The sequence below is a fragment of the Salinivibrio socompensis S35 genome (genome assembly GCF_000513715.1).
GTDB classification, from domain to species: Bacteria; Pseudomonadota; Gammaproteobacteria; order Enterobacterales; family Vibrionaceae; genus Salinivibrio; species Salinivibrio socompensis.
The window spans coordinates 1-24,130 of sequence record NZ_AQOD01000124.1 but is presented as its reverse complement, the minus strand read 5'-3'; the positions used below and the strand labels follow the sequence as shown (position 1 = coordinate 24,130).

19 protein-coding genes, 6 pseudogenes and 1 riboswitch are annotated in these 24,130 nt (G+C 48.8%); of the genes and pseudogenes, 9 read left to right on the top strand and 16 right to left on the bottom strand.

Annotated features, from left to right (window positions below; translation table 11 throughout):
- Positions 1–318 precede the first annotated feature (318 nt).
- Positions 319–546 carry a cold shock domain-containing protein CspD gene (cspD, locus tag DZ54_RS0113580; RefSeq protein ID WP_025674642.1) on the top strand — a complete coding sequence of 76 codons (228 nt, stop codon included), beginning with the start codon at positions 319–321 and terminating at the stop codon, positions 544–546.
- Positions 547–633: 87 nt separating this feature from the next.
- Here cspD and DZ54_RS0113575 read toward each other — a convergent pair whose 3' ends face one another.
- Both DZ54_RS0113575 and DZ54_RS21815 read right to left on the bottom strand, forming a co-directional pair.
- Entirely contained in the window at positions 634–1,215 is a 582-nt protein-coding gene (locus DZ54_RS0113575; RefSeq protein ID WP_025674641.1) for a thymidine kinase, read from the bottom strand.
- Positions 1,216–1,325: 110 nt separating this feature from the next.
- Positions 1,326–2,908 (bottom strand): annotated as a pseudogene (locus DZ54_RS21815) (Na+/H+ antiporter NhaC family protein).
- Positions 2,909–2,996: 88 nt separating this feature from the next.
- A riboswitch (Lysine riboswitch) is annotated at positions 2,997–3,177 on the bottom strand.
- Positions 3,178–3,474: 297 nt separating this feature from the next.
- On the opposite strand from DZ54_RS21815, the gene DZ54_RS0113565 reads away from it, so the two are divergent.
- Positions 3,475–3,900, top strand: coding sequence for an H-NS family histone-like protein (locus DZ54_RS0113565; protein ID WP_025674640.1), 426 nt, complete (start codon positions 3,475–3,477; stop codon positions 3,898–3,900).
- A gap of 58 nt (positions 3,901–3,958) precedes the next feature.
- On the opposite strand, the gene DZ54_RS0113560 is transcribed toward DZ54_RS0113565, so the two are convergent.
- Both DZ54_RS0113560 and DZ54_RS21810 read right to left on the bottom strand, forming a co-directional pair.
- Positions 3,959–4,930 carry a lytic murein transglycosylase gene (locus DZ54_RS0113560; RefSeq protein ID WP_025674639.1) on the bottom strand — a complete coding sequence of 324 codons (972 nt, stop codon included), beginning with the start codon at positions 4,928–4,930 and terminating at the stop codon, positions 3,959–3,961.
- A gap of 10 nt (positions 4,931–4,940) precedes the next feature.
- Positions 4,941–5,217: pseudogene (locus DZ54_RS21810) on the bottom strand (YcgL domain-containing protein).
- 268 nt (positions 5,218–5,485) lie between these two features.
- Here DZ54_RS21810 and minC point away from each other — a divergent pair.
- Genes minC through minE form a run of 3 tightly spaced genes read left to right on the top strand, consistent with a single transcriptional unit; the run spans position 5,486 to position 7,250 of the window.
- Complete coding sequence (gene minC, locus DZ54_RS0113550) at positions 5,486–6,157, top strand: septum site-determining protein MinC (RefSeq protein WP_025674638.1); 672 nt, start codon at positions 5,486–5,488, stop codon at positions 6,155–6,157.
- 9 nt (positions 6,158–6,166) lie between these two features.
- Positions 6,167–6,979, top strand: a complete 813-nt coding sequence (minD, locus tag DZ54_RS0113545) for a septum site-determining protein MinD (protein WP_025674637.1) — start codon at positions 6,167–6,169, stop codon at positions 6,977–6,979.
- A 1-nt stretch (position 6,980) separates the two neighbouring features.
- On the top strand, positions 6,981–7,250 hold the full coding sequence (gene minE / locus DZ54_RS0113540; protein WP_025674636.1) for a cell division topological specificity factor MinE: 270 nt from the start codon (positions 6,981–6,983) through the stop codon (positions 7,248–7,250).
- Positions 7,251–7,320: 70 nt separating this feature from the next.
- Here the strand turns inward: minE and rnd are convergent, their stop codons facing one another.
- The 8 genes and pseudogenes from rnd to DZ54_RS21795 all read right to left on the bottom strand — a co-directional run bounded on the left by rnd (position 7,321) and on the right by DZ54_RS21795 (position 14,880).
- A complete protein-coding gene (gene rnd / locus DZ54_RS0113535; RefSeq protein WP_025674635.1) occupies positions 7,321–8,454 on the bottom strand; it encodes a ribonuclease D in 1,134 nt (377 codons plus the stop codon).
- A gap of 85 nt (positions 8,455–8,539) precedes the next feature.
- Positions 8,540–10,229: pseudogene (fadD, locus tag DZ54_RS21805) on the bottom strand (long-chain-fatty-acid--CoA ligase FadD).
- Positions 10,230–10,350: 121 nt separating this feature from the next.
- Complete coding sequence (locus DZ54_RS23665; RefSeq protein ID WP_051416030.1) at positions 10,351–10,767, bottom strand: alpha/beta fold hydrolase; 417 nt, start codon at positions 10,765–10,767, stop codon at positions 10,351–10,353.
- A gap of 34 nt (positions 10,768–10,801) precedes the next feature.
- A complete protein-coding gene (locus tag DZ54_RS23660) occupies positions 10,802–11,299 on the bottom strand; it encodes an alpha/beta fold hydrolase (RefSeq protein ID WP_164831598.1) in 498 nt (165 codons plus the stop codon).
- A 23-nt stretch (positions 11,300–11,322) separates the two neighbouring features.
- The gene (locus DZ54_RS0113520; RefSeq protein ID WP_025674634.1) at positions 11,323–11,865 is read right to left on the bottom strand and encodes a Slp family lipoprotein; all 543 of its coding nucleotides are present in this window, start codon (positions 11,863–11,865) and stop codon (positions 11,323–11,325) included.
- Positions 11,866–11,886: 21 nt separating this feature from the next.
- Positions 11,887–12,186 carry a hypothetical protein gene (locus tag DZ54_RS0113515; RefSeq protein WP_025674633.1) on the bottom strand — a complete coding sequence of 100 codons (300 nt, stop codon included), beginning with the start codon at positions 12,184–12,186 and terminating at the stop codon, positions 11,887–11,889.
- Positions 12,187–12,220: 34 nt separating this feature from the next.
- Positions 12,221–12,916, bottom strand: coding sequence for a tRNA (adenosine(37)-N6)-threonylcarbamoyltransferase complex dimerization subunit type 1 TsaB (gene tsaB, locus DZ54_RS0113510; protein ID WP_025674632.1), 696 nt, complete (start codon positions 12,914–12,916; stop codon positions 12,221–12,223).
- Positions 12,917–14,880: pseudogene (locus DZ54_RS21795) on the bottom strand (ATP-dependent DNA helicase). It abuts the gene before it with no gap.
- 158 nt (positions 14,881–15,038) lie between these two features.
- On the opposite strand from DZ54_RS21795, the gene purU reads away from it, so the two are divergent.
- Positions 15,039–15,872 carry a formyltetrahydrofolate deformylase gene (gene purU / locus DZ54_RS0113485; RefSeq protein WP_025674627.1) on the top strand — a complete coding sequence of 278 codons (834 nt, stop codon included), beginning with the start codon at positions 15,039–15,041 and terminating at the stop codon, positions 15,870–15,872.
- Between the two features lie 27 nt (positions 15,873–15,899).
- Here purU and DZ54_RS0113480 read toward each other — a convergent pair whose 3' ends face one another.
- A complete protein-coding gene (locus tag DZ54_RS0113480) occupies positions 15,900–16,475 on the bottom strand; it encodes a VOC family protein (protein ID WP_025674626.1) in 576 nt (191 codons plus the stop codon).
- A 275-nt stretch (positions 16,476–16,750) separates the two neighbouring features.
- Here DZ54_RS0113480 and argS point away from each other — a divergent pair.
- Both argS and DZ54_RS0113470 read left to right on the top strand, forming a co-directional pair.
- Positions 16,751–18,477, top strand: a pseudogene (gene argS, locus DZ54_RS21790) (arginine--tRNA ligase).
- 124 nt (positions 18,478–18,601) lie between these two features.
- Complete coding sequence (locus tag DZ54_RS0113470) at positions 18,602–19,030, top strand: HIT family protein (RefSeq protein ID WP_025674625.1); 429 nt, start codon at positions 18,602–18,604, stop codon at positions 19,028–19,030.
- 5 nt (positions 19,031–19,035) lie between these two features.
- Here DZ54_RS0113470 and DZ54_RS0113465 read toward each other — a convergent pair whose 3' ends face one another.
- The 3 genes from DZ54_RS0113465 to znuA form a co-directional block, all read right to left on the bottom strand.
- Positions 19,036–21,432: a ligand-binding sensor domain-containing protein gene (locus DZ54_RS0113465; RefSeq protein ID WP_025674624.1), complete on the bottom strand. Its 2,397-nt coding sequence runs from the start codon at positions 21,430–21,432 to the stop codon at positions 19,036–19,038.
- A gap of 129 nt (positions 21,433–21,561) precedes the next feature.
- The gene (gene mepM, locus DZ54_RS21785; protein WP_081721667.1) at positions 21,562–22,800 is read right to left on the bottom strand and encodes a murein DD-endopeptidase MepM; all 1,239 of its coding nucleotides are present in this window, start codon (positions 22,798–22,800) and stop codon (positions 21,562–21,564) included.
- An 81-nt stretch (positions 22,801–22,881) separates the two neighbouring features.
- Positions 22,882–23,778 (bottom strand): zinc ABC transporter substrate-binding protein ZnuA, encoded by an 897-nt coding sequence (gene znuA / locus DZ54_RS0113455; protein WP_205619406.1) that lies wholly within the window; start codon positions 23,776–23,778, stop codon positions 22,882–22,884.
- A 78-nt stretch (positions 23,779–23,856) separates the two neighbouring features.
- On the opposite strand from znuA, the pseudogene DZ54_RS24270 reads away from it, so the two are divergent.
- Positions 23,857–24,130 (top strand): annotated as a pseudogene (locus tag DZ54_RS24270) (ATP-binding cassette domain-containing protein); the annotation flags it as partial.

Sequence of the window (24,130 nt, the reverse complement as noted above, 5' to 3'; positions counted from 1 at the left end):
CCCCTCCCATAAAATTACGCTAATTGAGAGAGGTAAAAGACAGATTATTAGCCAAAAATTATGCAAATGACATGTCTGTTCGTTGATGAATTATTGTCACTTCCTCACACTTTTCCGATTTATTATTACATTATTGTTATATGTTATAGCCAGCGCTTGACTGCCTAAAAGTATCTACTAAAGTGGATTGTGTGGTAGATAAACTGACCATGACAACTTCGGTCAATGTTGGAAGATTCCTAGACTCAACGTTGGCCTGAAGAAACCAAGGCGTTTATCACGAGGTATGCAAAGTTTGATGCAAGAAGGATGTGTCGCATGGAAACTGGTACAGTAAAATGGTTTAACAATGCAAAAGGATTTGGCTTTATTTGTCCAGGTGAAGGAGAGGAAGAGGGAGACGTGTTCGCGCACTACTCAACAATCCAGATGGATGGATACAAGACATTAAAAGCGGGTCAAACCGTTAGCTATGAAGTTGAGGAAGGACCCAAAGGTTATCATGCCAGCCAAATTGTGCCAGTCGATCAAGAGGCGGTGAAGTAGCATTTCCCCCGATCGGCCAAGTTGAAGAAAAGGCGAGCTGTATGTTCGCCTTTTTGTCTTTTCAGTGCGATTTATTTGTTTAAGTACTCAAAGCAGCCCGAGCATCTGCTTATAGTGCCGACGACAAACAGACACATAACGCTCGTTCCCTCCGATCACAACCTGATCGCCATCCGCAATAGCATTGCCTTCAGCGTCTTGCCGAATCACACGGCTTGCTTTACGCCCACAATGACAAACGGTTTTGAGCTCCACCAATTTGTCGGCCCACGCGAGTAAGTATTGAGACCCTTCAAACAATTCACCAAGAAAATCAGTACGTAAGCCATAACACAGCACGGGGATCCGCAATTTATCCACGACATCGGTCAGTTCCAGCACTTGCTGCTTGGTTAAAAACTGGCTCTCATCAATTAACAAACAGTCGACTTTATCTTGAGATAAAATGGCCGCCACATGCTCAAACAACGACGTCTGATTGTCGTAGAGATGTGCATCCGCGTCTAGGCCTATGCGTGAACTGATTTTTCCTTGCCCATAGCGATTATCGATCGCGGCAGTAAACAGCAAAGGCTGCATCCCCCGCTCTTGATAATTGAACGCAGATTGCAATAAAGTGGTCGATTTACCGGCATTCATTGCCGAATAGTAAAAATATAACTGGGCCATAACTGTCTCTACACGTAATGCCCTATTTGAGGGCCAACATTATTCCATACACCGGCATGCTACCGAACCAGCAGAAAAAGAAAAGCCCCGTTTATGCGGGGCTTGAATCACTATCCTTTCAATTGACAAGGTTGCTTTTTAAGCCAGAGTAACCCCGAGCACAAAAGAATGAACGCGAGTGTCGACGCCGCCAATGACCATAACAAAGAAGCGGTAAAGCCAAGCACTAAGAAGCCAAATGTGGCAACGACTGCGCCTCCAATAGCATAAGGTAACTGCGTGGCAACGTGGTCAATATGCCCACAGCGCGCCCCTGTCGAAGATAAAATAGTGGTATCTGAGATAGGAGAACAATGATCGCCAAATACGGCACCGGCCAATACTGCCGACAGCATCGGTAACATCAGCGCAATATCAGTCGCGGCTGCGAGATCGCCAGCAATGGGCAGCATAATACCAAATGTGCCCCAGGACGTCCCCGTCGCGAATGCCATCACTGCGGCCAACAAAAATAAGACAACGGGCAACAGTTGTGCGGGGAGATTACCTTGCACGAGCGAGGATAAATATTTACCCGTCTGTAGGTCACCAATAATATGGCCAATTGACCAAGCAAAAAGCAATATAAGAATCGCACCGAACATTGATTTCGCCCCGACCAGAGTGTCTTAGCTATATCGGGCTTAGCAATGCCTTGTTTAAGTGTCATCACTAACGCAACAAACAGACCTGCCAATCCCCCCCACAGCAATGACATGCCAACATCGGTATTCTCAAACGCCCCCAAAATAGAGAACGCATGATTGTCGGCAGCCAAAGATTGCGCACCGGTATAAAGCATGGCGCTAACCGTGGCGATCACCAGTACTATAATCGGGGCCACTAGGTCCGCCACACTGCCGTTTTCGCTTTCTTCAATGCCTAAATCATCGCAAATATCAGCACAATGTTCACTTTCATCACCTAATCGGCTTCCCTTTTTTGCTTGGTATTCAAATTGGCGCATGGGGCCAATATCAAGCTGGAACCAGACCACGGCAAACACTAACAGGAGTGCAAAAATGGCGTAAAAGTTCATCGGGATCATAGTGACAAACGCCCCCAGCGCCGTGTAATCCGTAACACCGTGAGCGACCAAGATAGAACCAATCACGGTAATGATATACGCGCCCCAACTGGAAGCCGGGGTGATCACACACATAGGGGCTGCTGTCGAGTCGAGAATATAGGCGAGTTTCGCCCGCGATACATGAAAACGATCCGTCACTGGGCGAGAAACAGCCCCCACCGCAAGGCTATTAAAGTAGTCGTCAACAAAGATGAAAACGCCAAGGAAAGTGGCCAGCAACTTTGCGCCACGTTTACTCTTTATCCGACTTTGCGCCCAATTTGCAAACGCACGCGTGCCACCCGATAAAGATAATAACGCGGTAATCATGCCTAATAAGATCAAAAAGGCAAGAATGCTTAAGTTCCAACTGTTTAAACCGCCATCAGCGATAAATAAGCCAGTGATTACATCAAACAAATACTGACTGGCCGGTGCAAGTGAAAAATCCGTCAGTAATACGGTGCCAAGGATTATCCCCATACCCAACGACAATAAGACACGCCGAGTGGCAATGGCGAGACCCAAGGCCAGTAAAGGAGGAAGCAATGATAAAGCGGATGAAGAAAAGTCTGTTAAATTCATGATCTCTGTATCAACCAGGTGGTTGGAGATCTACTGCAGAAACGAAGACGGTAAGACGTGATAATACACAGCAAACAACTTGCCTCCTACATACAGTAGCGCTCCATAGTGTGTTTCTAAGTACTATGGCAGTGCTGTTTCTATTCGATAACAGCCCCAGCGCAATCGGTATGATGACCGGATTGGCTTCGGCGTTGCTTCCTTTTATGCGCCTCATCGGTATCACCCTCTTGCGCACGACTCATAAACAACGCACCTCTACGTTAAGCGTGGTGCATTCTACACAACGTGCTCACTATCGCAACTGTTTATGTTTGAAAAAACATCGACTCGTTGTTAGGTTTCCTTATACTTTATACTTTATACTTTCGCCACACCCATTATACACTCGCGTGTATTCTATTTTTTTAGACACAAGAATCAAAACGCCACCAAAGTTTCAAGTCAGGATTGCGAACAACTTGCAAATAATGAACAATATAGCGTATTAATATATGTGATTTTGTATATTCCATTTATACTGCTATCATCCTTCAATTAACATATAAATTAAACAGGAACCAATAATGTCTGATGCAATGAAAGCGTTACTTAACCTGCGTAGCTTACGCGCCCTTGCGAAAGAAATGTCAACCGAGCAGCTTCACGAAGCGTTAGAGAAACTACAAACAGTGGTTGAAGAACGTAAAGAGATCGACCGCCAAGAAGAAGAAAAAGAAAAAGAGATCAAAGAGAAACTCGAGAAGTACCATCAAATGCTCGCTGCCGATGGCATTGGTCCCGAAGAGCTCATGCGACTAATGGAAGGTACAACAAAAGCAAAAGGACCAAGTAAACGCGCGGCGCGCCCACCCAAATACCAATACACGGACAATGACGGTTCACATAAAACATGGACAGGTCAAGGCCGGATGCCTAAGGTTATTCGCGAAGCAACCGAAAGCGGTTCCGCCACACTCAAAGATTTCCTCATCCCTGGTCAAGAAGCATAAATTTTTTACCAAGGACAAAAGAAAAAAGAGGCCTCGGTCTCTTTTTTCTTATATGGGATCAATCAAATTTAATTCTATCGGCTAAATGGCTGACCGCCAGTGCAAAATAATGCGAGCGATTCCACTTCAACAAGCTTTGGTAGTTATTGTAGACCAAATACGCTCTTCCCTTTTCATCATCAGGCTGAATAAGCCATGCTTTGATATCTACCTTGGGTAACGCTTGGCCATTCATACGTCTTACGCCTTTCGCCTGCCAATCACTTAACAATAAGGCCTTATCCGCTCCGGTACCGAGTAGAGACCGATCAAGCTGCTCTGGGACATGGACTTGTCGACCCCATGTATAGGTATCATCCCAGCCTGCTTGTTTAAGGTAATTCGCTGCCGAGGCAAAAACATCAGCTTCTGTTTGCCAAATATCTTTTTTCCCGTCTTGATTACCATCAACCGCATAATTAATAAACGAGCTAGGCATAAATTGCGATTGTCCCATCGCCCCCGCCCACGATCCTTTCATGTCTTCGGGAGCGATATGACCTTGCTGTAGTATTGTTAATGCCGCCATGGTTTCTTGACGGAAAAAGGCTTCTCGACGGCCATCAAATGCCAGTGTCGACAATGCCTCAATCACATTGTAGCTCCCTTGGAGCTTACCAAAATTACTTTCCACGCCCCACAAAGCAACAATAAAGCGTGGTTGCACCTGGTACTGATCACCCACTTTTTTTAATACATCATAATGCTGACTATAGCGCTTTTTCGCCTGTGCCACTTTCCAGTCTGGCACCGCGCGGGGAATATATTCGTCTAAAGTAAGACGCCGCTCGGGTTGATTTCGATCTGAGCTCACAGCACGTTCATGATACTCGATCCCATTAAACGCTCGCTCGAGCAATGCATCGCTAATCCCTGCCTCACGTGCTTCGTCTTTTAATGAAGCCACATATTGATCAAACCCAGGCTTGGCCATCACTGGGCTAACGATTAAAGCAGTCGCCATACAGGCTGAAATCATACCTTTGCGCATAGTCTTCCTTTTACAGTTTTTCGTTTTTATTACGAATAGTCTGCAGCGCTGCGTCGGGTGGGGGAGGTAATTGTACAAAAAACCCTTCCTCTTGCAGGCTTTGCTTTACCTTAATGATATCGACCACAGCAAGCTTTTCACGCTTATCTAAGTCAATTATCATGGCGAACTCTGGTTGCCCAAAGCTTTTCATGAGCGCCTCTGGCACATCATCAAACTTATCTTTCTCTGCCAGATAAAGATAGGTGCCTTCTTTTCTTTTTGCTACGATAAATTGCGCAATACATCTCAAAAGTCCTCACGAGCCTGCCATAAAGCAGGCGATAAATTGTCATCCTTTGGTAAAGGTTTGTTAAGCTTTACCGCAAAGTGTATCAAAACACGTATTTGCGGCGGTTTCTCACTATAAAGCCAAAAAACATCATCAAAGCGAGAAATCCGACTCGAAAAGCAAACCTTGCTTGCCGCATCCGTGCTGTGAATATACCATGCTATCCAACGTCTGATAATGCGCGTCTGACTCGTGTTTTAACGACAGAACCGGGATCGAATAACATGCTTAAACAACCGGAGTTGAAAGGCTCAACTTTCACCCTATCCGTCCTCCACCTTGTTGACGATAACTTCGCCGCAGCGGCCGATGTGTTGGCCGAGAAAGTCACCCAGGCACCTGGCTTTTTTGAAGGTGCCCCCGTTGTGGCTGATATTCAGCGCCTCTCTCTATGTCCTGATATCAGTGCGTTAAAACGCTGTTTACAGGCAACAGGTATGATTTTAATCGGACTGACTGGGGTAACTCACAACCATACACGTCAGCTGGCATTAGACGCTGGACTGGCGGTGCTTAAGTCGAGTAAACAGTCACGGGTCGCAGATCCGATTCAAACACCAGCCAAAGTGATCACCACCCCCGTTCGATCCGGTCAGCAAATCTATGCCAAAAACGCGGATTTGGTCATCTTGAATCATGTTAGCGCCGGGGCAGAAGTGATTGCCGATGGCAGTATTCATATTTATGGGGTACTCCGAGGCCGTGCTATTGCTGGCGCATGCGGACAAAAACAAGCGCGCATTTATTGTCAGAACCTTCAGTCAGAATTATTGTCAGTGGCAGGTAGCTACTGGCTGAATGATAAGATTCCACAAAAACATGTTGAGCGGCCAGCAATGGTGTCGCTGAATCAAGAAAGCTTACAGATTGACCCCCTCACCGCTATAAGAGAATAAGGACGAGGAATGGCACGAATTATTGTAATTACTTCCGGTAAAGGTGGCGTGGGAAAAACCACCTCAAGCGCAGCATTAGCGACCGGGTTAGCATTGACAGGCAAGAAGACAGCCGTCGTCGATTTTGATATTGGTCTACGTAACCTTGACTTGGTGATGGGGTGTGAACGCCGTGTTGTCTACGATTTCGTCAATGTCATTAATGGTGAAGCGAACCTCCATCAGGCACTAATTAAAGATAAACGGGTAGAAAACTTATTTATTCTTCCCGCCTCTCAAACACGCGATAAAGATGCGCTGACCAAAGAAGGCGTTGAGCGTGTTTTAAAAGACATGGACGAGCTTGGCTTTGAATACATTATTTGTGATTCGCCTGCAGGTATTGAATCGGGTGCTTTAATGGCACTGTATTTTGCTGATGAAGCTATTGTGACCACCAATCCTGAAGTGTCATCTGTGCGCGATTCTGATCGTATTCTTGGTATTCTTGATTCTAAATCACGCCGCGCAGAAAACGGTGAGGAACCGGTCAAACATCATTTGTTAGTCACTCGCTATAATCCTGCCCGTGTTACCAATGGCGAGATGCTGAGTGTCGAAGATGTTGAAGATATTCTCCGCATTCCACTGCTCGGGGTGATCCCGGAAAGCCAGTCGGTATTGCACGCCTCCAATAAAGGTGAGCCTGTCGTGCTGGATCAAGAGTCTGATGCTGGCCAAGCCTATGAAGATGCTATCGCTCGTCTACTGGGTGAAGAGCGCCCCTTCCGCTTTATTGAGGAAGAGCGTAAAGGTTTCTTAAAACGCTTATTTGGAGGCTAATGTGGCATTGCTAGAATTCTTCCGGCCCGCAAAGAAAAAATCTGCCAATATTGCCAAAGAGCGTTTGCAGATTATAGTTGCCGAGCGCCGTAGTGCGGACAGCCCTGCCCCCACATATCTGCCTCAGCTTAAGCAAGATATCTTGGATGTGATCCGAAAGTATGTCGATATTGCCCCGGATCAGGTTTCAGTGAGCCTTGAGCAAGGGGACGACGATCTGTCGGTTTTAGAGCTCAATGTCACCTTGCCGGAGGAAGGAAAAGACAACTGATCTCGGTTTGGGCTCTCGATGGTAAGAAAGCGGTGCAATGGCACCGCTTTCTCGATTATGCTGTTGGCGATTATGCTGTTGGCTTTTCAGGGATGGCTGTTAACAAGACTTCACCAATTAACGTATAGCGCCATCCTTTTGCTAACTCGGGCCGTTTATCTTCTTGGCAATTTTCTCGCCACACCCAAGTGATAAGCTGATTGAGTTGCTTTTTAGAGCCGATAAATTCCGGCGCTAAGCCTACCCGCTCTGCTGTCTCCTGCACCTTTTCTTTGATCGCTTTAATCACTGCTTTGTAACCGGGCTCGTCCACCAGTCGCGTGAGCGCAGGCGGACATTTATCCGTTGGCATCTTATCAGCTTGTTTTGCTATTTTGATCAAGGTTTGTGCGTGATAACGAATTTCAAATTTATCAAACCCATGCTCATTCATTTGCTCTACGGTACGTATACCATATCGCGCCATTTTCCAAAGATGTAATTCTTTAACGATAAAGTTAAGTGCCATGTCACGACGACGTGCCTCTTTGGCTCGCCATTTAGCCAAGGCTTGCAATATCGCCAGTTGCTGCGGGTTAAGCTGCCACGCATACTTAATCTCTTGATACACGGTATCATCCGCTTTCGGCTGCTGCTTTTTAAGGCACAGCAATGCACACTCCTCAACGATAGCGTCTTGCCATGGTGTCTGCGCTAAGGCATCGGACAATGCCTGATAGAGTGGCATCAAATAGTACACATCGGCTGCCGCATAGTGCTTTTGCTTGTCGGTCAGTGGCCGTGCACACCAGTCAGTACGCGACTCTCCTTTGTCCAGCGCAACACCCACATAACGCTCGACTAAGCTTGCAAATCCTTCCGATACACCATGACCTAAAAACGCTGCCATAATTTGGGTATCAATCATTGGTGTCGGTAGTGCGCCGGCATGATGTTGGAACACCTCTAAATCTTCACTGCTAGCATGCAGTACCTTGGTCACACTTTCGTCAGCCATTAGCGCCCACAAGGGGGATAAATCGTCAATCGCAATAGGATCGACTAAGGCTAAACGCTCACCGTCATACAGCTGAACTAAGCCCAGCTGCGCATAAAAGGTGCGAGTGCGAACAAACTCGGTATCGACCATCACGGTTGTTTGCTGACGTAGATGTGTGCACATATCCGCGAGTTGTTGAGAGGAGGTGATTTGTTGATAATTCACAAAAAAGCCCATAAAGAAAATGCCGGCGATGCCGGCATCTCGTGATTCGTTATTGTTAGTTTACCCTTTTCTGGGTCGGTTCGCATCAAGCCGACGCTTTTTGCGCAGGCGCCTCAGGCTCATCCCTCAACTCACGACGCAAAATCTTGCCGACGTTGGTTTTAGGTAACTCATCTCTAAATTCAACCACACGCGGTACTTTATAGCCGGTCAGGAGCTTACGACAGTGGGCAACTAAATCATCCCGCGTTAGCGATGGATCTTTCTTCACCACACAAATCTTAACCACTTCACCCGAGTTCTCATCAGGCTGGCCAATCGCTGCGACTTCTAGCACTTTGTCATGCAGAGCGACCACATCTTCCACTTCATTGGGATAAACATTAAAGCCTGAGACCAAAATCATATCTTTTTTGCGGTCAACAATGTGCAAGAAACCATCATCATCAAACTGCACCACATCACCGGTCGCCAGCCAGCCATGTTCATCAATGCTGTCTCGTGTCGCTTCAGGTCGATTCCAATATCCTTGCATCACCTGCGGACCACGCACCAAAAGCTCACCGGTTGGTTATCAGCGACATCTTCACCTTCATCATCGACAATACGCACTTCAGTCGACGGCACAGGCAAACCGATTGAGCCATTATAATCTCGCAGGTCATACGGATACGCCGCTACCAAGGGTGAGCATTCGGTCAACCCATACCCTTCGAGTAAGTGCTTACCGGTCAATTTCTTCCAATTTTCCGCCACCACTCGCTGTACCGCCATACCACCGCCAACAGTGAGGCGTAGGTTTGAGAAATCCAGTTCATGAAAATCTTCATTATTAAGCAATGCATTGAATAAGGTATTCACACCGGTGATCGCGGTAAATGGATATTTTTGTAGTTCTTTGACAAAACCGGAAATATCACGCGGGTTAGAAATAAGGAGATTCTGCCCTCCCATTTCAATGAATAACAGGCAGTTAACGGTCAGTGCAAAAACATGATAGAGCGGTAACGCGGTCACCACCACTTCTTCACCCGCATTGAGCACCGGCTGATAAGTGCCTTTCGCTTGATAGACATTCGCCAACATATTGCGGTGAGTCAAGATAGCGCCTTTCGCCAATCCAGTGGTGCCACCCGTATACTGGAGGAAAGCGACATCTTCACCTTTTAAAAAGGGTTTAACGTATTGCATCCGGCGGCCACGGCTCAAGGCTTTTCGCATAGAGGTGGCATGCGGCAAATGGTATTTAGGTACCATTTTTTTACGTATTTCACCACAAAGTTCACCAATGTTCCTTTGGCGCGCGGTAATTGCTCTCCCAAATTGGTCAAAATCACATGTTTAACCGGTGTGTTGTCGACCACTTTTTCCAAGGTGTGGGCAAAGTTACTGACAATCACAATGGCGCTGGCTCCCGAATCAGTCAACTGGTGCTCTAACTCGCGGGGGGTATACAAGGGATTAACGTTAACGGCGACACAACCAGCACGCAAAATACCAAATAGCGCAATAGGATATTGCAGCAGATTTGGCATCATAATCGCAACGCGATCGCCTTTTTTCAGTTTCAGCTCATTTTGCAAATAGGCAGCAAACGCACGGCTGCGCTCTTCCAGCTTACGAAACGTCATCACCTGCCCCATATTAATAAAGGCAGTTTGGTCAGCGTACTGTTGAACAGAATGTTCAAACATTTCAACAAGGGAACGATGGGCATCTGGATCTATTTCCGCCGGCACATCCGACGGGTAACGATTAAGCCATACCTTTTCCACTGGCTTTCTCCTATATTTTTGCTGGTAGGCTATCTTGCCTACTTCGAACGACGCGAGGCATAATTCAAACAGGTGTTTAACCTGCCCACCATAGCGTTAACATTATTTTTACACGAGCATTTTAAGTGCGCGTTTGAATTTTGGTCACAAAATCCGTTATCAACGACACAGTTTGTTGCGGTTGTTGAAGGTGGCAATGATGCGTCCCGGAAAGCTCAGCGAGGGTGAGTTGCTGAAACCACGTTGCTCGTTGTGCGGCATCTGCTGAGCGAAGCGCAGGATACCCATCTGTTCCCCGAATCGCCAGTACTGGACAATTGATCGCTCGAATAATCGACTCACTATGGGCCGGTGACATCCGATACAGCGCCTCGCCGCTTAATTTGCGGTCATGACGCCAACGAACACCTTGCGAACACATCTCAAGTCCGCGAGCAACCAAGGGCAGGAGTTGCTCGGCCTGCACTTTATTAATGGAGGCGCGTAACTGCAGCGCCTTTAGCGCCGAATCAAAATAACGCGGCGTTTTTTCCCTCAAGGTTACTCGTTGCTTCAAACTGTTGGCAAAACGTTCAGTGATTGCAGCTCAGGTTCAGCCATCGGCCTAATGCTTCAATCGAGACAATGGCATCAATGCGATCGGGAAAGCTGGCGGCGTAACAACTTGCGACTAATCCACCCAACGAGTGGCCCACCAGCACCACCGGCCCTACGTGACCGGATAATAAGAGCCGTGAATCATTTAAGACTTGGTGGAGATCATCGAGATAATCAAAAAACGGATAATAATAATCACCCAGTTTATGGTCAGATAAACCATGCCCTGGCCAATCAAACAAAATAAGCCCCATATTTTGGGGCAATAAAGGGATCAGTGAATGAAAACTTGCGAGGTTATCTTGCCAACCATGCATGAAAACCAATGTCGGTGAACCATGAGCAGGCGGACGCACAGCCGCCGCCACCTTGGCATCATTTAGGGGAATGTGCGTCACTGTTAGCTCGGAGCAAAGGCCCAATGACTCAGGCGCTTGGGTCAATAACGCACTTAGCGCTGCATTTAACTGCAAGGATGTCATCGTGGCCCGTTAGTTTAAGGAAGTGTAATCACGCTTTGCACATGCCCTGTGCCAACGCCGATACGAACTCGAGAACAATACAATCCGTAACAATACGGTCTGTCATCATCAACTACTTGTTGCTCAATATTCCACAATTGGTGACCTTTGACCTTCAGCACCGGATAATCATAGGGATACGCATCGACCATGCCTTGTTGGCGCGAGTCAAAATCGCCTAAGACAGTAATCGGTCGCCCTTTGGCATAATCTGCCGGCTCCACAAATCCATCAAAAACGGCTTTAAAACGTCCCAGGGATGAGGCTTTTATATCAGGACGTCCCGCGTCTGAGATGGGTAACGCAACGATTTCGACGATAGAGTCGGACTTCCGGTTGTTAACATCAACAATCAAACCGCCCAGGCGCACTTCTTCACCCTGTTGAGCCTCCGTCATTTTTGCAACAACAGGGTACTCAGTCACAGGCTGGTCCATGCGTCCTTTGAGTGTTTCTGGCAAGTTTGAGCAGCCGGTTAACATCAAAGCGCTCAGTACAACCAACCAATAAGATTTCATCCAACACTCCTTACAGCGGCGTTATATATAAATATCGACCCCAACTAGGTTCATCAGTTCCTCTCGCCTCGCTTGGTTCAACACAGCGAAGTAAGATTCCATCGCCTGTCGGCCTCGACCATCAGGTAAATCATATTGCACCTGTTGCTGCGCTTGCTCAGCGTTTGCAACCGACACCGGGTCCACACGCTGGCGAACCGCGTTGGCCACTTGCGTCGTCTTCGGCGTTTGCTTGCGCGTGGCTTTATTGTGGTTCGCCGGACGCCGGGATTGATTAGGTCGGGCCGTCTGTGGGGACGATACACCGTTAATCGCTACCATATTCGCTTCCTATGCTTTCCGACCGACGACCGGTCTACGCTCGCCCAGGCAATTTCTTCCACGTGACTTTATCACGTAAATAGGTCGGGCTTGCGAATTCGGCGGCTACCGCATCGCCTGCGCGGTACGCGTGTTGCGCAATCACGATCATATCTTGCGCTTGCGGATACAACACGTCTGACCTAACGCTCTGCAATCCCAACTGGGCGTCTAGATCAGGATAGGCGGGCCAGCCGGTTCCTGCCAATGTCCAAACACCTTGATCAGTGTGAGGCGAGAGGGCATCAGGTGCGACAACCATTTCGTCACCTAGGCACTGCCAACGCCCTGTTGGTGTACGTTGGTACTGACCGACATATAATTCTCCCATCCGCGCATCAATAGCAGCTAAGACATTCGTTGCGCCGCTCAGTCGGTAGCTTTGAACCGCCATCGCTTCGAGCGTCGACACGCCAATCATGGGTATATCCGCACCAAAAGCGAGCCCTTGAGCGATACCAATGCCAATTCGCACACCAGTAAAACTGCCCGGCCCGCGGCCGAACGCCAATGCATCAACGTCACTGAGTGCGACCCCGGCTTCTGCGAGGACGTCATCAACCATCGGCAAAATCTTGTTCGTGTGTTCGCGTGGGGCAATTTCGCTACGCGCAATAACATGATCGCCACAGCTCAGTGCCACTGAACAATTCTCCGTGGCCGTATCGACGGCAAGTATTTTTAGCGTCATTTAACCCTCTATCGGTTGATGTGATAAATACGAGTGAACGGTTTCGTTGTTCGCCTCAACGGGCGACAAAAAATCGTCAATATGGTTTAGATCCCGTGTTCGTGGGATAGCAGGCAAACTGCGTAAAAAGGTCGCGCCATAGGCACGCGTGACTAAGCGGTTATCACAGATAATCAGTGCGCCATAGTCTTGTTGATCACGAATCAACCGCCCCACCCCTTGTTTAAGCGTGATCACCGCTTCGGGGATTTGTACCTGAGCGAAGGGATCGCCACCTTGTAATTTGCAGTCTTCAATGCGTGCTTTTAATAAAGGGTCATCCGGCGATGCAAACGGCAGCTTATCAATGATCACGCAACTCAAGGCCTGGCCCCGTACATCGATCCCCTCCCAAAACGCCCCGGTGGCCACCAGTAGCGCGTTGCCGAGAGAGAGGTACTCAGCTAACAAACGCTGTTTAGGCATTTCCCCCTGCATCAATACCGGCAATGACAGCTGCTCACGAAATAACGCCGAAAGCTCGCGGACCATTTGATGCGAAGTACAAAGGAAAAACAGCGGCCTTGGTTGCGTTCAATCACCGGCCCGAGCATGGCGGCTAGTTTATTCGCACGGCGATAACTGTTGGTCTCAGGAACATGACGAGGCACACACAATCGGGCTTGTTCTGGATAATCAAACGGGCTTTCCAGTGTCATTTGTTGTTTGGCATCAATGCCTAACTGGTGATTAAAGTGGCCGAAATCCCCTTCCACGGCCAAGGTGGCAGAGGTAAATATCCATGCACCGCCTTGTTCGGCCATTTGCTCACGAAAACGGTCCGCCACGGATAATGGGGTAATATTCAAGCTAAAATGATGGCGCGTGCATTCATACCAATAAGAATACCCTGTCACTGACGTGTCGCGAAGGCGCGTTAGCCGAGCTTTAAAGAGGGTAATACGGTCAAACGCGGCATCCAGTAACTGGCTTCGCCCGAGTGATAATTTGAGCACGTCATGGACCAAATCGAGCGCATCGGCCAATCGTACCAACTCTTTTCAATCACCGGTGACGCTTGGAGCTCGCGCCAATTGCCCCGGAAACCCGGCTCTCCCATCACTAACCGCATATCCATCGCTGCTTGCGAGAGGCGATCGGCGACTTTTTCCAGTTGGCGCGTATCACGAAGTTCAGTCCGGTAGGCGATATGAATGTCTTTCGCCGCGTCTTGAAGCTGTCGGCTTGACAAAGACTGGCCAAAATACTGGCTGGCAATATCGGGCAGTTGATGCGCTTCATCAAACACCATTACATCGGCTTCTGGGATCAGCTCGCCAAACCCCGTTTCTTTGATCGCCACATCAGCCAAAAATAAATGATGATTCACCACCACCACATCGGCATCCATCGCACGGCGTCGCGCCTTTACCACGTAACAGTCTTCATAGCTGGGGCACTCTTTCCCCAGACAATTATCATTGGTCGAGGTCACAACAGGAATGAGCGGGCTGTCTTCAGCAAGCGCCTCACATTCACTCAAATCCCCCGACTCGGTATACGATGACCACTCACGAATTTTGACCAACTGACTCAATTGCCCTGGTTCGCTATCTGGGCGGTGACACTCGCTAATTTGTCGCTCTAAACGTTCAGGGCAAAGATAATTCACCCGGCCTTTGAGTAGCGCCGTCGTGCCGGTATAGCCCAGCGCAGACTTCATCAAGGGTAAATCGCGATGATAGAGCTGCTCTTGTCAGGTTTTTCGAACCTGTACTGATGATAGCTTTTTTGCCGCTTAACAACACCGGTGCCAGATAGGCATAGGTTTTCCCGGTACCTGTGCCCGCTTCAACCACTAACTGGCCTTGGTCACGAATAGCGGTGTCTACAGCGATCGCCATGTCTGTTTGCGGTTGGCGAGGCACAAAGCCATGAATGGCTTTAGCCAGCGCGCCCGTCTCTGAGAAAACCTTACGGATCATTGGATAAATACACAGGGGAAAGCGAGCATTATGCCAAACCCCCGAGATGGATCAAATCATTCAGGGGCGAAACCCGAGATCACCACCAAAATCATTTTGACCTAACAGGCAGGACAGGRTAAAACCAATGGTTTAGTAATAAGCAGCACAGTATCGACATGGAACGAAAAACACTTCTCACGGATTGCCCTGACGCTCAAGGCTTAATCGCCACCATTACCAATATTTGCTACAAACACCAGCTCAATATTATTCATAACCGCGAATACGTTGATCACGCCACTGGGCAGTTTTATATGCGTACCGAGTTAGAAGGGATTTTCAACGATCATACCCTACTGCTCGATCTTGACCACGCACTCCCGCCCGGCAGCCAACGCAAACTGGTGAGCTCCCGCCGCAAGCGTGTGGTGATTATGGTCACCAAAGAATCCCATTGTCTCGGCGATATTTTGATGAAAGCCTATGACGGATCGCTCGATATCGAGATTGCCGCTGTGGTCGGGAATTACGATAAATTACAACCTTTAACCGAGCGGTTTGATATCCCGTTTCACTTTGTTAGCCATGAAGGATTAAGTCGTGACGAGCACGAACAAGCGATGATTAAAGCGATTCAAAGCCATCAGCCGGATTATATTATTCTCGCCAAATATATGCGGGTGTTAACGCCAGATTTCGTCGCCCAATATCCGCATCGCATTATTAATATTCATCATAGCTTTTTGCCGGCATTTATTGGTGCACGTCCCTACCATCAAGCCTTTGAACGCGGGGTCAAAATCATCGGTGCAACGGCGCACTTTGTCACCAATGATTTAGATGAAGGGCCGATTATTGGCCAAGATGTAATTCACGTAGATCATAGCTTTAGTGCACAAGATATGGCAAAAGCGGGTCGGGACGTAGAAAAAAGCGTCCTCAGTCAAGCGATTGGATGTGTTGTGGAAGACCGTGTGTTTGTTCATGGTAATAAAACCGTGATCTTGTAACCGAGTAAGTATCGGTCAAGCCAGTGTTTAGACACTGGCTTCGCTGGCAATGATTTCACTCAATGAATAAGGGTGGAATTTCACGCAAACGCCATGTTGTTTAAACGCAATCGTTGGGTTTGCCAGCCGCTCGCCAGCGACCTGAGGCTCACTGCGTTTCACGGTTACCGTGCTGATAGCCGCCGCGCGCGATAGCAGGCCGGGAAATCGCATATCTAACGTCTCTTCAAGCGCGGCCATGGTTGCGTGGTGGCAAGGGATAACAAATTCCACATGTTCCCAGCTCTGAAACGGGTACGTTTTATGATGAGGAAACGGCAGTTCCACCAAGTCGACTTGCCAGGGACCAAATTGTAATGGGGCGTCGAGCTGATAAATATGGATCGGCCGCCGATTCACCGTCGCTTGTGATATTAACTGGCCCCGTTCGCTTAAACGCTCGGCCAACAAATGTGTTACCTCCGCCTTGTTGGTACGAATGGCGACATGATCGAGTGTTAACTTGGCGCAGTCAATTGCGAGCGTGTCTAGCAACTGATTGATTTTATCTGTAAAAGCTGCTTTATCTCGCATCAGGGATGCCCAATTGCTGGCATCATGCATAATAACCTCTCAAGGTTTAAGGTGCTCGTTGTATTCCAGTGAATAAAGATATCAAGGAAGGCGGTGAATAACTATTGCCATTGCCTGCTGTTTTATGGGTATCATTAGGGATCCTCCGCGTCGATGGACGTCATGGTTCGCAACAATACAGCATCCCGCCAACACTGTGTGCACGCTCAATCATGGTGCAGTGTTGGCGGATTCTTGTATTGATAAGCTGGAAGCCCACATAACGGGTCGTTAATAATCAGCCCGGCTAGTAGTAAGGTAAGCAAGTGAATATTCAAAGTCTTCTTAACGAAAAAGTTTCTACCGCCATGGTGGCAGCGGGTGCGCCAGAGGGCACACCAGCGGCAGTGCGTCAGTCTGCGAAACCACAATTTGGTGATTATCAGGCCAATGGCGTAATGGGCGCAGCAAAAAGCTCGGATTTAACCCACGTGAATTTGCCCAAAAGGTTTTGGATGCACTCGAACTCGGTGAGATAGCAAGTCGCACAGAGATTGCCGGCCCAGGTTTTATCAATATATTCTTAAACGATCAGTGGCTGGCTAAACAGGCGGATGCCGCCCTGTCTGACGCTCACTTGGGTGTGGAGAAACAGGACAAACAAAATATTGTCGTCGACTACTCTGCGCCTAACGTTGCGAAAGAAATGCACGTCGGCCATCTTCGTTCGACCATTATCGGTGATGCGGTAGTACGCACGCTAGAGTTCTTGGGTCACAAGGTCACACGGGCTAACCACCTGGGTGATTGGGGAACGCAGTTCGGGATGCTGATTGCCAATCTCGAGCTACACGAATCACGTGGTGATGATATCTCCATGGAGCTAGGTGATATTGAAAACTTCTATCGTGAGTCTAAAGCGCGTTACGATGCAGACGAAGCCTTTGCCGCCACCGCACGTGATTACGTGGTGCGGTTGCAGCGTGGTGATGCATACTGCAAAGAAAAGTGGGAAAAGCTGGTTAAGGTCACACTAGAGCAGAATCAGCAGAACTATGACCGGCTTAACGTTTCCCTATCGCCAAAAGACGTGATGGGCGAGAGCCTATACAACGATATGCTGCCTGGCATTGTTGCAGACTTAAAAGCGAAAGGTATCGCAGTCGAGGACGATGGCGCGCAAGTGGTATTCCTCGACGAATACAAAAATAAAGATGGCGAGCCATGGGTGTGATCATCCAAAAACGTGATGGCGGCTTTCTTTACACCACTACCGACATTGCTTGCGCGAAGTATCGCTATGAGCAGTTTAACGCCAATCGCGTGCTGTATTTCATTGATTCACGCCAGCATCAACATCTGATGCAAGCCTGGTCCATCGTTCGAAAAGCAGAATATGTGCCAGAAAGCGTTAGCTTGGAGCACCATGCATTCGGCATGATGCTGGGTAAAGACGGTAAACCGTTTAAAACACGCTCAGGCGGACGTCCGCCTTGCTGATCTACTGGATGAAGCAGAAACCCGTGCCAAAGCGCTGATCGCCGAGAAGAATCCGGATATGGATGCGGCAGAGCAAGCAGACATCGCGACCACGGTTGCGATGGCGGCGGTAAAATACTCCGATCTCTCCAAGCACCGCACCACGGATTATATCTTCGACTGGGATCATATGCTGGCTTTTGAGGGGAATACTGCGCCTTACATGCAATACGCATATACGCGTTGCCTCAGTCTTGKCYKACAATCAGGCGTCGATAGAGATGCACTTGACGGCGAGATGATCATTGAGCATGAAAAAGAGAAGGCGCTGGTTGCCAAGTTACTGCAGTTTGAAGAGGCGGTAAAATCGGTGGCCCGCGAAGGACAGCCTCACTTAATGTGTAGCTACCTCTTTGAGCTTGCAGGCTTGTTCTCTAGCTTTTATGAAGCTTGCCCAATCCTGCTCTCAGAAGGACACACTCGCCAAAGCCGCTTGCGCATGGCCGCACTCACTGCGAAAACCATCAAGCAAGGCTTGGCACTATTGGGCATTAATACGCTTGAACGCATGTAATGGCGAGGCGAGCGATATAACCTGATAGCGAAGCCCACCTGACACGGTGGGCTTTTTAATTTGCCGTGACCCACTCGTAGGTTGTGATGTAAGCTGGCGATATTCTTTTCAATACGGAGTGGCCATGTCTTTTTCTCTTCACCCCCGTTTAGCCGCTGACAGCACGTATGTCGGCGATTTTGCATTGTCCCAACTACGCCTTGCAGGGGCCGATTTTGGTCCATGGCTTTTGCTGATCCCTCGAAAACATGACATCGAAGAAATCCATCATCTCAGCCCAAGCGATCAACAAACACTTTGGCAAGAGTCCGCCCTGGTCGCAAACTGTCTAGAATCTCTCTTTACTCCCGATAAGCTCAATATTGCGGCGATTGGTAACCTAGTCCCGCAGCTTCACCTCCATCATGTTGCGCGATTTCGCGACGATGCGGTATGGCCTAATCCTATCTGGGGTCACCTTCACGCCAACCCGCGCCCTGGGCCACAACAAACAGCACTCGTGAATCAATTTAGAGACGCGCTTACCCCTCAAGGACTAACGGTTTTATCGTGATCACGTCATCCAGCATCCAAGGATTCCGCCAAGGTCTCCGTTGTATCCTCTCGTTTTTTAGTTTTACTCGGCGCAGTGGGCTCTTTGTATTCAGTCCACATGGGTTGAAACGTGGACTGAAAAACGGGATATGAACCGGAATGATCCAAGGGGAAATCAGTATGTTGTTGAATCGGGTGCTGTTGTTTGAACGCTAACCTCACGGCGGCTAATACGACACTGGCAAAAAGCCCCAGCATAACACCGCTCACCAAATGAGGTAATATCGGCATAGAGACCGCGATATCCAGTACGGTATGTGACGCTCCATCACGCGGAATGGCAATTCGAAGCTGATAATGCCCTCCCACCATATTGGCCAACGATAAGGTATCACTGCCAGTTTGCTGCCAAGCGGCCAGTGGTTTAGCCAGCGATTGGCCAGATTGTCGATAGGGAACCAATTGATAGTGAATACGAGTGACTTGCCGCTCCGGCGGCCAGCTTCCCCAAGACACGTTAGCCGGGCTTTGTTCTAGCAGTGTCACGGCCGTCTGCTGACGTGGGCCAATACGCCAGCGCTTATGTTGCTGCCAGATCGCCCCGACCACGACGTGAGGCGGCTTGCGCAGCGAAAACGCGAGCTGATCGGTTTCAATCACGTACTTGTTTTCTGCGTCCATAATGATCAACTGATGCGGGCGAGGTGCAAAACAAGCCACGCGCTCAGACTCAGAAGGAAGTCGAAAGGTTCGGACGAAACCGCGTGGTGCAATGTGGATTAAGGCTTGATTGCTGTAAGCCCAAATGCCATCACGATTTCCAGTGATACAGCGAAACTGTTCATCGGCCAGCGCAAGGTATGCCACCGAGGTTGAATCGGACACCTTGGGGTCGTACTGATAAATGCCCTTGCTATTCGCCAACCATAACCGCCCTTGTTCATCGGAATACATATCAACAACAGGCAGTAAAGGCTCCGCGAGTGGCATCGGCTGGAACTTACCATTCCGATAGCGGGTAAGTCCCTGACGCTGACGAATCCACACACTCCCTCTTCCATCATCATAGAAGCCTAATATGTCGCCAGCGTCAGATTGCCAGTCTGTGCCATCATTCATCACCTTCTCGGATTCAGGCCTATAACGTATGAGGCGATCATTAAGCGCTAGCCAAATCACACCGTCAGCATCCATATATAGGTGCTGTGCCGATAGTGAGGCAAGAGGCTCAGGGACCGCTATTTTTTCTCCAGACTGAATGCGGATACCGTGTAATCCTGCTGCGCTTGACCACCATAACTGATGGCGATCTCGGGTTGCACCATGGCGATGGGTCACGGTTTCCCGATCAAAGGTGAGGGTGAGATCACCGCTCAAATTCCGCCAGCCGTCTGGATACAGACTCCAAGGATCACTGCTGGCCATAAAGCCTTGTGTGTTAACAACGGGCACATCCTGATGTTGGTGCGAAATCCAGCGTTGCCCTGGCGCTCGATAACGGGTTGTCTTACCGGTTGAAAACCAGACACCACCTTCAAAATCGCCCCATAAAAATGTGACCGCGTCCCCGGGTATCGACGGATCCCCTGGTTGCCACACAGGCATCGCCTCTCCCCCGATTGAGAGGAGAAATAACCCGTTTTCATGCGCCGCCCAAAGCCCACCAGCACCAACGGTTAGACGCTGATAGCCACCCTGGGTGTTGAGTCGATGTTGCGCTTGAACCGAACGGTCTGATAGCGCGAGAAGATACACTCCTTTTTCGGTACTGACCCACGCTCTATCTCCCTTTGCCGTTATTGCAGTGATCGGACTTGTAAATCGTGTGAGTTGGCGAACACCTTCATCATTAAGCTGATACAACCCTTTTCCGATCGCGACTAACCGGTGCTCAGCGGTAAACCAAGTGTGCTCCCCGCGCCATTGACCGGATCGCCAGACTCGAAACTGATCCTCTTTAACTTGATAGCGGCTTATTTGTCCATCTTGAATATGCCAAAGCGTATGATTCACAGCGGCCAATCGAGGTGGGCTCGCATTCTCGCGATGAGCGCCTTTGGCACTTTTTAACAACGCAAAACGTGTTAGCGTATTTTCGCCCGGCTGGAAGCGATAGATATCACGTTTCCCCGCAAGCCATAATGATTGGTGGGCATAAGCGAGGGTCAAGATTTTTTCATCAGGAAAGGCAAGCGTATCGTCTAGAGGGTGAGATTTTTGCCCATCGAAGAAATAAATATCGCCTTGATTATTGAGCAGCCACATACCGCCAGAGGGTTGGACTGCGACATCGCGCACATCACCGAGTGCACTGAGCCCCTCATAGGATTGAAATGACGTTTGTAGTGGTTCATGCGCATGTAAAGGCAGACAAGAGAGGAACAGAGCCAACCATAAAAAACAGAGACATTGGCGTTTCATGTATAAGTTGCGAGACAGCGTTGCAGGGTTAAGCCGGTAGTATCCTGCCAGTCACTACGAAAGAAAACCCTGCAGAGCCAAATGTGAGCGAGCCCTCACATTATTAGTATTTATTAGGGTCTGTTGCCCCTAACCATTGAGACGCTGTTCCAGTGCCTGCTTCGCACGTTTTGCTTGTCGCTCAAACACACGCCTATCCTGACTCGGTACTGGGTGAGCTTCGGGCAACGGCACTTTCATCGCATTAACAGGATGGCCATACTTTAAGAGCTCAAAGTGGAGGTGTGGACCCGTCGAGCGTCCCGTGTTACCACTGAGCGCAATTCGCTGTCCCATTGATACGTGATCGCCGGGCTTGACCAAAATACGGTGCAAATGGAGATAACGGGTTGAGTATTCACGACCGTGTTTAATCACAATATAGTTACCCGCTAGCGGGTGTTTTCGCGCTTTAACCACGACTCCATCACCTGCCGCTAGCACAGATGTTCCAACGGGTGTGGCAAAGTCGGTCCCGTTGTGCGGTGAAATACGACCGGTTATTGGATGCTTACGATGAGGATCAAACGATGAACTAATGCGATAGCGTTTTGCGGTTGGGATACGACGCAGCGCACGATCTAGGCTTTGACCTTGCTCGTCATAAAAATGGCCATCCGTGTGCCGATAAATAAAGATATCACGATCTCCCGCTCGATAGAGCATGGCGGATATATTCCCGGACGAAACCGGTTTATTATCAATAAATTCTTTATCCACTTGAATCGCAAACTGATCGCCTCGGTGCGACTGACGGCCAAAGTCAAACCGCCATTGCAATGCCGAAACCAGGTTTTGAATTTGATTAGGGGTCAGTCCCGCTTGGCGAGCTTGTTGATAGAAACTGCTGTTCACTCGACCAATCACGGTCACTTTTTCAAGCTCCCCTTTGGTTTCTAAACGCGCGTACTCAATCTCACCCTTATCAAAACGGTATTGATCACGGAACTTCAGCGATTGATGCAAGGTGAAGGTCGATAGTCGTCCTGCCTCATCAACCTGCCACTCCATTTTTTGACCACGACGTATATCGCCTGCTTTTTTATTGGTATCAAGCATTTGATAAAGCTGGCTGATTGGTAACCCGTATTGGGAAAAGATATCACCCAACGTATCACCAGCCGCGACCGTATGTTGATGGGTGCGTGGTGCTTCCGAAGTGATGTCTTTTTCTAAGGCATCCTCTGGCACACGAAGCGCGGGGTCATCAGCATCCAAGCCCTGCTCTATCGGCTCACTGTGCTCGACGGATGGGGTATTTTGCGTCTCGTTCGGGATTGGTATCGGTTGACGATCATTCGAAGACGAGAAAGGATGGGGCTGCCACATTAAGCAGCGCCAACTAAAAGAGACAATGATGCGAGTGCTAGCTTGTGCTGGCGTGGTAGCCGAGCAGTGACAGCGAACCAGTTAGTGAGTAGTTTCATGCTTTAAACAACGTGTGAAACGATTTCCCATATCTTTTAAAAACACTTGATAACCATCAGAGGTCACTTGAATTGACGTGGCTAATGGATCAAGCTCGAGGACATTAACGTCATTGTGTCGAGTCACAGCATCAATCAATGCGGGATTAAACTGTGGCTCGGTGAAGATACAGGTCGCATCATGATTAAGCAATCCTCGGCGAATGGTGACTAACGTCTTAGCGCCCGGTTTTTGGCTTGGATCCACGGTAAAATGACCGGTTTTCTCTAAGCCAAAGGCTTCTTCAAAATAGCCATAGGCATCATGGAAAACAAAGTAGCCTGACTGCATGTGCGTTGACAAATCACCTTCAATATCCGCGACGATTTGTGTCAGTTGAGCATTAAAACGGTTAAGGTTAGCCCGATATATGTCCGCCTTCCCTGGAGCAGCATCAATTAAGGCCGCGGTAATCGCTTGCGCGGCTACTCGCGTGGTGTCTGGCCCCAGCCACAGGTGAGGATCGACGTTATGACTACCATGATCGTGGCCATGATGACCGTGATCACCGTCAAAATCACGCAGTGGCATCCCCTCAACCTGGGATAACGTCAGCACGGAAGGTTTCTCCGCCAATAACTTGTTGAGAAAAAGTTCAAGCTCGGGTCCTACCCATACAGTGATATCGGCTTGATCCAACGCGCGAATATCCGAGGGTTTCAGGGCATAACTATGCGGAGATGCCCCAGGAGGAAGTAGCACGTCCAACTGATCATCTTCTGCAATCAATCCTGCCGCAATCAGTTGAAGCGGTTTAATGGTTGTCATTACGGTTACCGCGTGAGCCGGCACCACCAGCAATAGCGCAAAAAGTCCACTAATAATACGAGCAGTCATCATTCCTCTCATTCTTTTGTTTTCTCAACGAGCAGAAATGTTATAATATAACAATTATAATTCACAGTGCTTTTTTTCATTATGACTGATTCGCTAGTCTCGCTTGACGCGGTGACGGTGACCTACAACGGCCGACATGTGCTGGATAAGGTCTCTATGCAATTAAAACGGGGACAGATTACCACGCTCATCGGCCTAATGGCGCGGGTAAGTCGACCTTAGTCAAAGCATTAATCGGTTTGGTTAAGCCGCCGCGGGCGTGGTTCACGTCGCTCAAGGAGTAAAGATAGGCTACGTACCACAAAAGCTTCAGCTTAACCAAACACTGCCTTTGACGGTTGACCGATTTATTCGC